This window comes from Pedobacter sp., assembly GCF_031119335.1.
Lineage (GTDB): Bacteria > Bacteroidota > Bacteroidia > Sphingobacteriales > Sphingobacteriaceae > Pedobacter.
Map to the genome: position 1 here is coordinate 28212 of NZ_JAVHXT010000018.1, position 13718 is coordinate 41929.

Genomic DNA, 13718 nt, shown 5'->3' on the forward strand with positions numbered 1-13718 from the left:
TAGCTTATGAACAAAGTTATCGTTAACGATCACTTCCAATTTGATATTGATATTGTGAACGACGTTTTACAAGTCAATCAGCAGTCCGTAACAATAGATAAACTAAAATTAAGTGGTAGTTCTAGCCATATTATCCATCAAAACCAATCTTACAACGTAGAGGTGGTTAATTTTGATGCTTCGGAAAAACTGGCTAAAATTAAAGTGAACGGAACCGAGTATGATGTTCAGGTTACTACCGAATTAGACCAATTGTTGAAGCATTTAGGTATGGATAATTTGAATGCCAATAAAATTGCCCAAATTAAAGCACCTATGCCGGGATTGGTGTTAAACCTTTTGGTTAAAGCGGGCGATGAAGTGAAAAAAGGAGATAGCTTAGTGATATTGGAAGCCATGAAGATGGAAAATATCATTAAAGCTCCAGTCGATGCTGTTGTTAAAAAAATAGAGGTTGCCAAAGGCGATAAAATAGAAAAGAATACTGTTTTAATTCAGTTTACTTAAAAAGATATTCCAAAAGAAAGGCCTTTGCAAACGCAAAGGCCTTTCTTTTTAAGTTAAACTATTTAACCTTGAAAGGTTTAGTAGGTTTATTTCTAAATTGTGCTTTTCCTGCAGATTTTACTTCAGAGGCACCTAACATGGTCATGGCACAACGGAAACCAATATCTGCTGTAGATTCGTCTTCTTGCAAATATCTTCTTGCAGCTGGGTTTAACCACATGGCCTGATCGTTCCAAGAACCACCTTTGTAAACTCTAGATTTATCATTGTACAGCGTTATTACCTCACCGCCTAAGTTTTTCTCTTCGTCTTTAAATCCACGTTGATCGGCCTTGTAAGCAGAATCTACATAATTAGCTTGTAGTTGTGCCCAAGTTTGTTTAACTCCAGATACAGCAGCTTTCATTACTGGACGGCCTTTGCCATCGATCTTAATTACATTAGATGCAGCATCTCTCTCCTTATCTGAATATTGATTACCTCTAAAAGGGTTTAAGCCTTCTGTCGCTTCAAACGTATTAGGACGATAAACATCGTTCACCCATTCGTTTACGTTTCCAGCCATGTTGTAAAGGCCGAAATCATTTGGTGTAAAGCTTTTAACTTCTGATGTAATACCAGCCTTGTCATTTAACGAGCCGCCAACACCCATATAATCGCCTTTGCCACGTTTAAAGTTGGCCAAAATCATCCCTCTGGTCGATTTTCTAGGAGATGTAATGCCCAAGCCGTTCCAAGGGTACACTTTTTTCTCGTTAATGTTAGCATACTGCGTATTGCCAATTAAACCCAAAGCTGCATATTCCCACTCTGCTTCTGTTGGTAAACGATATGGCTGAAAAATCTCTCCATCTTCCAATCTTACGTTTCTCAATGCTTTTCCTCTGTTTCCAGCAGCAGCTGCATCTGCACTTAAATCTACAGGTGCTTTTTTGCCTAAATCTTTAATCTGACCGTTTAAATAGATGTCTGTATTAAATACGGTATCTGATTTTTTTACTGGAGCACCACCTCTTGCAGTAGGTCTATTTAACTCCTTGAAGGGAGTCATAATACCTTTTTCTCTAAGGATAAACTCATTTACCCTATCGGTACGCCAAACAGCATAATCAGTAGCTTGTTGCCAAGTTACCCCAACAACCGGGTAGTCGCCATAGGCTGGGTGTCTTAAATAGTTATTTACGTAAGGTTCGTTATATGATAAAGGTCTTCTCCAAACTAAAGTGTCTGGCAATGCCGTATAATAATACTCTGCCAGTTCGGCTTTACCTTTAAATGTAGTTTTAATCCAATGAAGATATTCTAACCAGTCTGTATTCGAAACCTCAGTTTCGTCCATATAGAAAGAGCTTACGGTAACTTGTCTTTTATGATTGTAAGTGCTCATATCCTGCCCAGGAATTTCGATAGCACTGCCACCCATAATAAATTCACCACCTTCTATTTCGATTAAGCCAGGACCTGGACCTCTTTTATAACCCTTTTTTACCTCGAAACCGCCGTTTTCTCTTTTGTTGTACGCATAGCCAGTTTTTTCAGATACTGCGCTGCCTTTTTTAGAGCCACCGCAAGAGCTTAACGTTCCAACACCGATAAATGACACTAATGCGTATAAGTAAAATCTATTCATATATTGCAAATTGCACTTTAGTCGTTAAAATTACACAAAAAAAGAACGAGAAATAAAAAAATCTTTTTTAATCGACAAAAAACATTCAAAAAAGGAGTATTAAAAATGTTTAAGCCAATTCGGAACTTTCTCGTTTAAAGGTAGTAAACGTACAAATATTTGTAATATTGTTAGTATCTTTCTAAATAATCTTCTTGTGGAATATTTTCCCTATTTTGAGTGTGTGTTGGTATGTAATTCTGTTTTTTACTATCGCTTTTTGTAATTTTTTCTTCGCCGACGAGCCATTAGAATAATTAAATAATAAAGTATCGGTGTAGTCTTTGTGGTGGGGAACAATAATTTTCAAATTTTTACGTTTTGCAGCAAGAACTTAGCAGCAGAGGGAATACTTTTTTGAAATTACCAAACTCTATACTAAATTGCGCAGATTAACTATTTAATGATGAAATTAAACTACTTGAGTAGAACCTTATTGCTTTTATCCCTTTTTGTGTTTGTAAAACAAGATGCTTCTGCTCAAACAAGCACGGGAAGCAGTACTCGCCAAACAAATGGTGTATATCCAGATGTTCCATTTCTATTAATTACCCCAGATGCAAGGGCTGGAGCCATGGGCGAAGCTGGAGTTGCTGTAATGCCAGATGGAAATGCAATGAGCATTAACCCTGCAAAATTGGCTTTTTTGGATAAACCTTACGGTGTAAGTTTGTCTTACAGCCCTTGGTTGGCAAATTTGGTGCCTGATATTAATTTAGCTTATTTGAGTGGTTTTTATCAAGTAGATGATAGAACAGTAATTGGGGCTTCGTTAAGATATTTCTCATTGGGAGATATTTCATTGACAAATGATAACGGTGGTAACGAAGGCACTTTCAATCCTAATGAGCTAGCTTTTGACGCTACTTATTCTCGTAAATTTGGCGAAAATTTCTCTTTAGGCACATCGGCTCGTTTTATCCGTTCAAATCTTACATCAGCACAAATTGGTGGTAGCCAGCAAAAACCAGGAATGGCAGTAGCGGTAGATGTGTCAGCGTTTTTTAAAAAACCTACAGTTTTGTTTGGCAAGGATGCGATCTTGTCGGCAGGTTTGAATTTATCAAACATAGGGACGAAAATGAGTTATGCCGAAACTCAAAATAGAAGATTTTTGCCGGCAAATATGAAATTAGGTGGTGCTTCTACTTTTATTATTGATGATTACAACCAATTCACTTTCGCACTCGATTTTAACAAATTGATGGTGCCAACAGACCCTATTAGAGATATTAACGGAGAGATTGTTGCGGGAAAAGATCCATTTCGATCGGTACCTTCCGGAATATTGGGCTCATTTGGTGATGCGCCGGGAGGTTTTAAAGAAGAACTTAAGGAAATTGGTATTTCAACAGGTATCGAATACACCTACAACCAACAATTTGCAGTAAGAGCCGGTTATTTCTATGAAAATCCTGATAAGGGAGATAGAAGATATTTAACTGTAGGAGCTGGATTGAAATACAATGTTTTCAATCTTGATTTCTCGTATTTAATTGCCAATGCACAAAATAGCCCATTGGCAAATACTTTGAGGTTTACTTTGGCTTGGAATATCGATAAGGTAAGCAAATAAGAAATTTTAATGGGTATAAAAGTAGGTTTTGGCTTCGATGTTCATCAGCTAAAAGATAATCATCCGTTTGTAGTAGGTGGTGTAAATTTAGATCACCATAAAGGTGCATTTGGTCACTCTGATGCAGATGTGCTGCTTCATGCCATTTGTGATGCTTTGTTAGGCGCAGCAAACCTGCGTGATATTGGTTTTCATTTTAAGAATACCGATCCGCAATGGAAAGGCATTAGCAGTATTGTATTGCTTAAGGAAACAGTAAGACTGCTAAAGGAAAAAAACTACGAGATAGGAAACATTGATGCGATGCTTTGTTTAGAAGCGCCAAAAATTAATCCTCATATTCCGCAAATGCAAGAAAATATTGCTGCTGCAATGGGACTTTCTGTAGACGATATTTCTATTAAAGCAACCACGAACGAAACTATGGGTTTTATTGGTAGGGAAGAAGGTGTGGTTGCTTATGCAGTATGTTTGATAGAAAAGAAGCCCCTCTAAATCTCCCCAAAGGGGAGACTTAGCAAAGACTTTTAATAATTTTATATTCTCTCCCTTTTGGGGAGAGATGCCAACGGCAGAGAGGGGCTTACTCCTCCAAATACCCAAATTTTCCGGTGTTGTAATCTTCAATAGCTTGTTGCAGCTCTTCTGGTTTGTTCATTAAAAACGGACCGTATTGTGCAATTGGTTCATTAATCGGTTCCCCAGATAAAAACAACACAACCGAATTTTCGCTTGCTTCAATTGCTATATCTGTCCCTTCGTGGGCAAAATGCACCATCTGATTTACCGATGCCTTTTCTGTACCGTTTACAATTATAGCACCTTCAATCACAATCATTGCGGTATTGTAATTTGCAGGCGTGTTTAAACTTACTTTTGCACCAGCTTGTAGCTTTAAATTGTACAACTCAATGGGTGTAAAAGTAGATGCACTGCCTTTAGTACCATTGTATTCGCCTGCAATTATCTCTACAACTCCGTTTCCATTAGGCAGGTTGTATTTAGACATACCTTCGTTAGGCAGAGCCTGATATTTTGGTGTGCTCATTTTGTCTTTCGCGGGCAAGTTTACCCACAATTGTACCATTTGAAATAAGCCACCTTTCTTGCTAAACTCTTCTTCGTGGTATTCTTTGTGCAAAATTCCACTGGCAGCTGTCATCCATTGCACATCACCTGGATAAATTACACCACTGTTGCCTGCGCTATCATGATGCGCTACTGCCCCGTGGTAAGCAATGGTTACGGTTTCAAATCCGCGGTGTGGATGTACGCCAACACCTCTAAGCTTGTTGGTTGGTGAAAACTCAATTTTTGCATTATAATCGAGTAAGTAAAACGGATCCATTTTAATTTTATGTCCGCTTGGGAAGAAGTTGTGCACTCTAAACCCATCTCCAACCATGTGAGGCGCAGGTGGGTTTAGAATAGCCGCAACTTTTTTTAATGTAGGCATAGTAGCCTCCTTTCTAAATTATGCTTGTTTAACGAATTGTAGTTCGCCTAAGATTTTCACTTCTTCACTCACCATTACACCGCCAGTTTCCAAAGCTGCATTCCATGTTAATCCAAATTCTGTACGGTTAATTTTTCCGCTTAAAGTAAAGCCAGCTTTCGTATTTCCCCAAGGATCTGTTGCAATACCACCAAACTCTGCGTTTAATTTTACCGACTTAGTAACGTCTTTGATGGTTAAATCACCTTTTACGATATAGTCACTGCCATCTTTCTCAACGCTGGTAGACTTAAATGTAATTGCTGGATATTTCTCTGCATCGAAGAAATCACCGCTTTTTAAGTGGCCATCTCTGTCGCCGTTACCAGTGTCAATAGAATTGATATCACCAGAAAAAGAAATATCAGCATTAGTAAAATCATCACCTTCAGAAGCTAATTCTGCACTGAAAGACTTGATGTTTCCAGTTACAGTAGTGATCATTAAGTGTTTTACTTTAAACTGAAGTTCGCTGTGGGTTGGGTCTAAAGCCCATTTTGTAGTTGCCATAATATTTTAAATTTTGTGTTCTTTAATTTGATAACACAAAGTTATGGCGGCAGGTTTAGTTAAACGTTGATGTATGTTAAGAAAACCCCTAAATCCCCTGAAGGGGACTTTTGAACAGTTAACCTGTCTACTTAAAATGCTTTTTCGCTAGATCTTTACGTACTCGGCTTAAAGATTCGGGTGTGATGCCTAGATAAGATGCAATCATCCATTGTGGTACGCGTAAAGTTAAGTTTGGATATAGTTTGATGAAGTCTAGGTAGCGTTCTTCTGCTGTAGCGCTCAATAACATATTAATGCGTTTCTGCATAAAACGGATGGAATTGTGCAACATCAAGATATTCAATTCTAAGATATGTGGTAATAGTTTTTGGATATCTGCAAAGAAATGATTGGGAACAATAAGCACTTCGGTGTTTTCAATAGCATCGATAAAAAAGACAGATGGCTCGTTAAATACAGAACTGTTACGGTCAGAAATCATCCAGTTTTCTGGAGCGAATTGTAAAATGTGCTCTTTTCCCTTTTCATCTATAGAGAAGTAACGCAATAAACCATCGTTAATGAAATAATTTTCCGAACGCAAATCTCCTGGGCTCAACAGGATCGTTCCTTTTTTGAAGCTTTTGCTTTTTAGGCAGCTAGTTGCTTCTTGCGCTTGTTCATCGGTAATAGAAAGGCGCTCTTTTAAATATGCTTGAAATTTCTCTAGCATCAATTAAGATTTATTGTCAGGGACTTTGCTGAAATCTGCACTGCATTTACCACAACCAGTTGCGCATGAGTCTTTCTTCGCTGCAACACTGCGGTAGATAATTCTGCCGAGGTAAACTAATGCAAGAGCGAAGACTATAATCATTAAAACGAACTGGACATCCATACTTACAAATATAGGTTAATTGTTGTATCGCTAAATTGTTTGATTGTTGAGAGATTGTAAAAAGCCTCTCCCTTTTAAAGCAAGTGCTGAAATTAATTTCTGCTGTCCCTCTCCAAAGGAGAGGGAGTGAAAGATTGTGCTTTAATTTATGGCTAATCCTACTGTACGATAAATCCCTCTCTTTTGGCGAGGGAGAAACAAGCTGGAGTTGAAGCAGCGACTTTAATAGGGAGAGGCTTCCATCAACCCAACCGTACCACCAACCCAATCAAAATCTGCGTTGTAGCGTACCCCGATCATTTTACCCCGACTTAAACGTGCAAGGTTTACACAAAGTTTCGGATCCTCGCCGTCTGGCCATAAGTACATTAATCTAATTTCGGCTTTTACGCCGCCATCTGGAGCTTGCACCACAGGCTCGTAAGTTACCTTGCGTTGTAAAATCCAATTTTCTGGGTCACTAATTGCCGCAATATCACTTTCTTTTACATCGATAATTACACCCATGCCAGCGAAGGAGAACAGTGGTTTCAACACGTAGTTTTCTAGATCTGAAGGAATGGCTTCCACTTCGTTTAAGAACCTAGTTTCGGGAACAAATCTTCCGCTCAAAAATGGCATAGTGTATTTACTGATGCGATAGAACCAATTTGGATGGGTAATCCATTCCACTTCCAGCTCTTCACGTGGATCAAAACTGTTTTCAAAAACCGAAACATCATCAGCTATTTCGTCAAAAATTAATCGGTTGTAAATTCTTTTGATTTGGACTTTTTCATCGCCCTGCGTGTAAAATAACTTATTTCCTTCCCTTCGGATGTCTTCTAATGGAAGAATTTTAATACCGATTTTATTGGCCGTAACAAAGAAGTCGATTGCTGTTTTTTGGTTAAGCGCATCGATATCCATTAATACCACCTCATGAGGCTGATGGTTGCCAACAATTACTTTTTTTAGTAATTCGAAATAACCTTTTTCAGTTAGTTCGTTAAAAAATGGTGTAAGGTTCTCGTTTAACTCATAAGCAGATTTGTATTGCTTAGCTAAATGCGTTTGGAAACCATATAATGAAGGGAAGCCCTGCATTTCTATGAGCATAGGCGATATTGTTCCATCTGTGTCCTTACAAAGCCCGAAATCAAAAGTTAAAAAATGGGGGTGACTGTTTTCATTCGGTACTTCCCACTCTTTTGGAATGGCGTTTTTGGTAAGCTCTTTAAAATTATCTTGCTTAATTAGGGTAATAATTTCATCGCCGGCGGCAATTAATTTTTGCTTTAAATCTTCGGGAATGAAGATAGGAGATTCGGCTACTCTGAAAGTTATTTCTGGATATCCTTCACTCAATTGCTTTAAAAAATCTTGATATTTTTCTTGGCTGAAGTTTGCGTTGAAGGTTTGTCGGTGGTGTGGTGTCATAGGAAACGATTGAAGCCCCTCTCTGTCCTGTGGACATCTCTCCCCGAAAGGGAGAGAAATGTTTTTAGTAATGAAGGTGCGGTTTAAACTACTTGTAGCGCATTAATAGCCTGGTCTAGAAAATTCGGTAAAATCACACTTTGTGTAAGCATAATTCTATCCGGATTTTCTAAGCTATCAATCATATCATCGTACTTTTCTTGGCCGTGGTTTTTAATGATCAATTCTTTTTTCTCTTCTAGCAGCAGGTACATTTTCATCCCGATAGGATCTGCTTCTGGATGAAATTGTGTGCCAATCATGTAAGGTGAAAAGCGAATAGCCATCATACAGCGTTCTAAGTCTACATGCGGACGTTCTTTTTCTATTGCCAATAATTTAGCACCCATTTTTTTGAAAACACTTTCGTTAGGCTGTACCACTTGCCAATCTCTGCTGTCTACAGAAAAGAAAGGGTTGTAAAGTCCTTCGAAAACATGTTCATTTTCTCCAGCTTGGGTTAAGGTAATTGGAAAAATGCCAAAAGCGTTCGATTTACGCTGTGTCACTTCGCCCAAACCGTATTTTCTGCAACCCAATTGGAAGGAATGACAAATTAAGAAAACGTGTTTTTTGTCGTTATTGCTCAGGTTGAAATCATCAATCCTGTCTAATAAGTCGAAAAAATCTGCCTCCCATTTTTGTCCTTCACCATCGTAAGGATTGCCTGGGCCACCACTAGAAATGTAAATGTTGTAGCTTAAATCTGGTACTTCTCCTTTTTGCCTAATGTCGAAAACATCTACCGTTAGGTTAAGCTGATTGTAAATTTTGTATCGGTGTAAAATCTCTTGTATACCCCTCATTCCCTGGTTGGGGAACCCGTTATTCATATCTATAACGGCTACCTTTATGTTAATATCGTTCATTTTTTTATTTAGCACCGATTAATGTTTGCGTAGTAATGTAGTCTACTACTGATTCGTAACTTTTGGTTTGCTCGTAAACTGCTAGCTGTCTGTCGGCTCCGGTGCCATTAGCCAAGATGGTTTGTACATACTCGATTTCCTTTCTGCTGCCCAATTCATCTACCACATCATCTACAAAGTCTAACAATTCGAGCACCAAATTTCGGCAATTTACTTCCATTTCCTTGCCAAAGTCTATCAAATTTCCGTCAATTCCGTAGCGGGCAGCTCTCCACTTGTTCTCGTTGATGAGTGCTCTGCTGTAAGAAATGAAGTTCAAATTTTGTAAACGCAGCTTGTACAATTTGGCACATAAAGCTTGAAATAATGCTGTAAAAGCCATGGTTTCGTCAATCAGCATTGGGCAATCGCACACTCTAAATTCAATGGTTTCGAAGAAGGGATGAACACGAATGTCCCACCAGATTTTTTTTGCATTGTCGATACAGTTAGTCTTAATCAACAATTTCACGTAGTTATCGTAATCTTCGATACTGTTAAAAATATCGGGGATGCCGGTACGCGGAAACTTATCAAAAACCTTGGTACGGAACGATTTGTAGCCTGTGTTTCTGCCTTCCCAAAATGGAGAATTGGTTGAAAGCGCAAAAACGTGCGGCAAAAAATAACGTACCTGATTGGCTATATGTATCGCTAGTTCCCTAGATTGGAAACCCACGTGAACGTGCAAACCAAAAATAAGGTTCGATCTGGCCGCTTCCTGTAATTCGTTCACAATCTCATTATAGCGAGGATGCTCTGTAATTAACTGTTTTTCCCAATGCGAAAAAGGATGCGTGCCGGCAGCACCTATACGCAAGCCTTGTTCTCCAGCTAATTCGGCAACCGTTCTTCGCAACTGCGAGATTTCCTCCCTCGCTTCGTCGGTGTTTTTGCAAATGCCCGTGCCCACTTCCACCACAGCTTGATGCATTTCTGCCTTTACTTGGTCTTTATGGATTTTCTGCGCTGCCTCAACAATTTTCTGGTCATGAGAGGTTAATTCCCTTGTTACGGGATCAACGATCATGTACTCTTCTTCAATCCCTAAGGTGAATTCGTTCATAGATAGTTTAGGTTAACGTTGTTTATTTGGTTGATTTTTTTGTAGTTGATTTGGCTGCTGCTTTTGGTTTAGCTGCAGGCTTTTCCTTCACCGCTACGGGTTTTGCTGCAGGTTTGGCAACTGATTTCGAAGCTTTAGCAACAAGTGGCGTTCCAGCTGCACTAGATTTTACATAGGCACCCCAAGTAAGATTATCCTTGCCAAATTCTTGCGCTAATGCTTTTTCAATAGCGTAATTTGCAGCAGTTTCTACTACCCATTCAAAGTTTTCTTCGCCAACGCTTTCTAAAGCTGCATCTGGCGCAGGGTTGCAGAAATCAATAGCAATAGGTACGCCATTACGCACAGCAAATTCTACCGTGTTAAAATCGTAACCTAAGTACTGGTTCAGTTTTAAGGTGTATTCTTCTACCGTTTTTAAAAGTGCTGCACTTGGTTTAGGTCCATCAACTACGTAACGTAAATGGTGCGGGTTGCGAGGTTCGTACTGCATAATGCGCACATGTTTGCCACCAATGCAGTAACATCTAAAGTATTCGTCAAAAATGATTTCCTCTTGCAGCATCATTACCGTTTGTTTGGTTTCGCTGTGTTTTTCAAAGAATTCTTCTTTGCTACGCAGTTTGTAAACTTCTTTCCAACCACCACCATCAAAAGGTTTCATGTAAGCAGGGAAGCCTGTATATTCAAAAATCGCATCCCAATCAAAAGGCATAACCAAATTGCTGAACGAATTTTCGTTGGTATCATCTGGATGTTCTCTTGATGGAATTAAAGCTGTTTTAGGTACAGGAACACCAATATTTTCTGCCAGTGCATTGTTAAAGAATTTCTCGTCGGCGCTCCACCAAAATGGATTGTTAATTACTGCGGTACCACCCATAGCAGCGTTTTTCAAATAAGCACGGTAAAATGGTACATCTTGCGAAATACGGTCTACGATTACTGCATATTCAGGTTTTTCTGCTTGAAACACCTTATCGATTTTTACAAATTCTGCAGTAATTCCTTTTACTGCTTTTTGGTTAACTCTATCTACGAAAGCTTGCGGAAATGAACGCTCTTGGCCAAATAAAATTCCTATTTTCTTCATTGGTATATTATGTTTTTTAAGTATTTGAATTATGGTTAACCGTTTAAATTGTTTATATTAATGATTCCTAAAGTTGAATGTTAAATTTTTATTTTGTTGGTTAAGGATACATTTATTCATTCTCTCATTCAAAATTTAATCATTTTTTAAAGCTGATAAATATATTCAGGAAACATGTCTCTCCAAATTGGCCAATCATGGTCGGCATTTGGCCTAATATCTAGCCAATGCTGAATTCCCTTTTGGTGCAAAATGCCTGAAAGGTTTTCGTTATCTGCTCTGCAAATGTCTCTGTCCGATGTTCCCAAAACTATTTTCAGTTGCCAAAGTTCGGGATTTATGTTGTTAGGTAGGTAGTCTACGGGGTTGTTAAAGTAAACATCATCGTTGTAAAATCCATCTAGTTGACTTCTGATATCGAAAGCGCCGCTCATACTGAACAAATGACTAACCGCCCAAGGGTGGCGAAAGGCAAAATTTGCAGCGTGAAAACCACCAAAACTACATCCGGCAGTTACTACTTTATCTTTTCCTGTCTCGCTTTTAGCTAACGGAAGCAATTCTTCTAGCAAAAATTTATCGTACCAAATGTGGTTTCTAACTCTTTCTGCAGGGTGGATGTTTTTATTGTACCAGCTTAGCGAATCGATGCTGTCTGGACAATAAATCTTGATTTTTCCTTCGTTAATAAAGTTTTGTACAGAATCGATCAGTTTAAAATCTTTGTTTTCGTAATAACGGCCCATACTTGTTGGGAACAAGATGACAGGCGTACCACTATGTCCGAAAACAAGTGTTTCTATGTCCTTACTTAAACTGGGGCTGTACCATTTATGTAATTCTTCTCTCATTGGCATAATGTTTAGACCTCTTAAGTTAAGTAAATCATTCTCAACGACAAAAATATCTGCGAAATATTTTAACAAGTAAAAAGCAGCTGTAGATTTGCCTGTTTTTTAGGATATTGATAACTTTGCCCCAGAATTGAAGATTTTCTTCATCGAACTAATACCTCTGTTATTAAAACTACCTATCAAATAAAGTCTAAATTTCTTCAACGAAGCGTTGATGTAGATATCTATGTGCCCGAAAATTTGCTGGGAAATGAAACCGTGAATCTCCTTTTGGTAAATGATGGTCAAGATTTAGCCCAAATGGAGATTGAGCAGTCCCTTTCATCTTTGTACACAAAGTGGAAAATAGAACCCGTAGTTGTGGTAGGTATGAAGGCTAATGAAGAGCGTTTGTTAGAGTATGGTATTGCCCACAGACCAGATTTTAAAAATCGCGGAAGCAAAGCGCATCTTCATACCAGTTTTGTAATTAATGAGCTTTTGCCTTTCGTAAAAAAGGAAACTGGAATTAACATCAATGGAAAGAAAGCATTTGCAGGTTTTTCTCTAGGAGGATTGACCGCTTTTGACATAGCTTGGCATAATAGTGCCGTTTTTGATTTAGTTGGGGTGTTTTCAGGTTCGTTTTGGTGGCGTAAAAAGGATTTAAGTGACGGCTATACTGATGATGACCGCATTTTGCATGAAATGGTGAGGAAAACCGCTACCAAACCAGATTTGAAGTTCTGGTTAATGACCGGTACCGAAGATGAAAAAGCCGATCGTAACCAAAATTTTATTATCGATTCTATTGATGATACCATTGATGTGGTGAAGGAGCTAGTGAGCAAAGGATACCATCGTCCGTCGGAAGTTTTTTACTACGAAATGGTAGGCGGTAAGCATGATGTACCTACTTGGGGCAAAGCGTTCCCTAAGTTTTTGGAGTGGGCTTTTGGGAAATGATTGAGTGAAGGTTGAAGGTAGGAGGGATGAAGGTTGGAAGTTGAGCGTAGCGATATCTCAATACTAGGTAAAAAACCAAAGCGATTTAATTCGTTAAAAAAATCTAAAAAAAATACAACACCTATACAATAAACTAAAAGTTTGCGAGTTTATATATTCGAGAGCGTTAATTTAGATGGCGGGGACAAGGCGGTATGCTAAGTCCCCGTTTCTTTTTAAGGTAAATTTCATTCATAGATTTTCTTGATGGTCGGATTGAAAGAAGTGATTTTCTTTGCGCCAATCTCTGGCGTAACTTCACCACATGATTAAAGGATTATTTGAAACGCATATTTTTGTGGAAGACTTAGAAAGGTCTATTAATTTCTATAAAAATGTATTAGGTTTAATCGACTGCGGTTACAACGAGGCCAGAAGGGTAGCTTTCTTTTGGATTGGCGAACCCAAAGGGGCGATGTTAGGTTTGTGGGAAAAACCAAAGAGCGAGATTGATGTTCGTCATTTTGCATTTAGATGTGATGTAGATGACGTGTTGAACAAATCTGTAGCTTTCTTGAAAGAGCGCAACTTAAAGCCTTACAATTTCCTTAAAGATGGTAATGAAGAACCAATGGTGTTTGCTTGGATGCCAGCAATTGCAATTTATTTTAAAGATCCTGATGGGCACGAATTAGAATTTATTGCTATGCTAGAAGGAGACGGCAAACCAGAATTGGGAGTGCTTAGCTACAAAAAATGGTTAGCATTGCGATAGGTT

At 38.6% G+C, this 13718-nt stretch carries 15 protein-coding genes; 5 read left to right on the top strand and 10 right to left on the bottom strand.

All coding sequences use genetic code 11. From position 1 onward, the window contains the following. Positions 1 to 6: 6 nt before the first annotated feature. Positions 7 to 507 (top strand): biotin/lipoyl-containing protein, encoded by a 501-nt coding sequence (locus REI64_RS16280; protein WP_308851203.1) that lies wholly within the window; start codon positions 7 to 9, stop codon positions 505 to 507. A gap of 58 nt (positions 508 to 565) precedes the next feature. Here the strand turns inward: REI64_RS16280 and REI64_RS16285 are convergent, their stop codons facing one another. Beyond that, entirely contained in the window at positions 566 to 2137 is a 1572-nt protein-coding gene (locus REI64_RS16285; protein ID WP_308851204.1) for an SUMF1/EgtB/PvdO family nonheme iron enzyme, read from the bottom strand. 442 nt (positions 2138 to 2579) lie between these two features. Between REI64_RS16285 and porV the strand changes: the two genes are divergently transcribed. Continuing rightward, positions 2580 to 3752 carry a type IX secretion system outer membrane channel protein PorV gene (porV, locus tag REI64_RS16290; protein WP_308851205.1) on the top strand — a complete coding sequence of 391 codons (1173 nt, stop codon included), beginning with the start codon at positions 2580 to 2582 and terminating at the stop codon, positions 3750 to 3752. A 9-nt stretch (positions 3753 to 3761) separates the two neighbouring features. Then, complete coding sequence (ispF, locus tag REI64_RS16295; protein ID WP_308851206.1) at positions 3762 to 4247, top strand: 2-C-methyl-D-erythritol 2,4-cyclodiphosphate synthase; 486 nt, start codon at positions 3762 to 3764, stop codon at positions 4245 to 4247. An 88-nt stretch (positions 4248 to 4335) separates the two neighbouring features. Here ispF and REI64_RS16300 read toward each other — a convergent pair whose 3' ends face one another. The 9 genes from REI64_RS16300 to REI64_RS16340 all read right to left on the bottom strand — a co-directional run bounded on the left by REI64_RS16300 (position 4336) and on the right by REI64_RS16340 (position 12013). Then, a complete protein-coding gene (locus REI64_RS16300; protein ID WP_308851207.1) occupies positions 4336 to 5208 on the bottom strand; it encodes a pirin family protein in 873 nt (290 codons plus the stop codon). 18 nt (positions 5209 to 5226) lie between these two features. Continuing rightward, entirely contained in the window at positions 5227 to 5757 is a 531-nt protein-coding gene (locus tag REI64_RS16305) for a YceI family protein (RefSeq protein ID WP_308851208.1), read from the bottom strand. Positions 5758 to 5884: 127 nt separating this feature from the next. Then, positions 5885 to 6472, bottom strand: a complete 588-nt coding sequence (locus REI64_RS16310) for a Crp/Fnr family transcriptional regulator (protein WP_308851209.1) — start codon at positions 6470 to 6472, stop codon at positions 5885 to 5887. Between the two features lie 3 nt (positions 6473 to 6475). Beyond that, complete coding sequence (locus REI64_RS16315; protein WP_308851210.1) at positions 6476 to 6637, bottom strand: FeoB-associated Cys-rich membrane protein; 162 nt, start codon at positions 6635 to 6637, stop codon at positions 6476 to 6478. Between the two features lie 222 nt (positions 6638 to 6859). Then, entirely contained in the window at positions 6860 to 8056 is a 1197-nt protein-coding gene (locus tag REI64_RS16320) for a hypothetical protein (protein WP_308851211.1), read from the bottom strand. A gap of 83 nt (positions 8057 to 8139) precedes the next feature. Further along, a complete protein-coding gene (locus REI64_RS16325) occupies positions 8140 to 8964 on the bottom strand; it encodes a GMP synthase (RefSeq protein ID WP_308851212.1) in 825 nt (274 codons plus the stop codon). Between the two features lie 4 nt (positions 8965 to 8968). Continuing rightward, on the bottom strand, positions 8969 to 10069 hold the full coding sequence (locus REI64_RS16330; protein WP_308851213.1) for a carboxylate-amine ligase: 1101 nt from the start codon (positions 10067 to 10069) through the stop codon (positions 8969 to 8971). 22 nt (positions 10070 to 10091) lie between these two features. Continuing rightward, complete coding sequence (locus REI64_RS16335) at positions 10092 to 11162, bottom strand: hypothetical protein (protein WP_308851214.1); 1071 nt, start codon at positions 11160 to 11162, stop codon at positions 10092 to 10094. Positions 11163 to 11308: 146 nt separating this feature from the next. Continuing rightward, entirely contained in the window at positions 11309 to 12013 is a 705-nt protein-coding gene (locus REI64_RS16340; protein WP_308851215.1) for an alpha/beta hydrolase-fold protein, read from the bottom strand. Between the two features lie 186 nt (positions 12014 to 12199). On the opposite strand from REI64_RS16340, the gene REI64_RS16345 reads away from it, so the two are divergent. Together REI64_RS16345 and REI64_RS16350 are read left to right on the top strand one after the other, a co-directional pair. After that, complete coding sequence (locus REI64_RS16345) at positions 12200 to 12961, top strand: alpha/beta hydrolase-fold protein (RefSeq protein ID WP_308851261.1); 762 nt, start codon at positions 12200 to 12202, stop codon at positions 12959 to 12961. 304 nt (positions 12962 to 13265) lie between these two features. Then, on the top strand, positions 13266 to 13715 hold the full coding sequence (locus REI64_RS16350) for a VOC family protein (protein ID WP_308851216.1): 450 nt from the start codon (positions 13266 to 13268) through the stop codon (positions 13713 to 13715). The last annotated feature ends 3 nt before the right edge of the window (positions 13716 to 13718 follow it).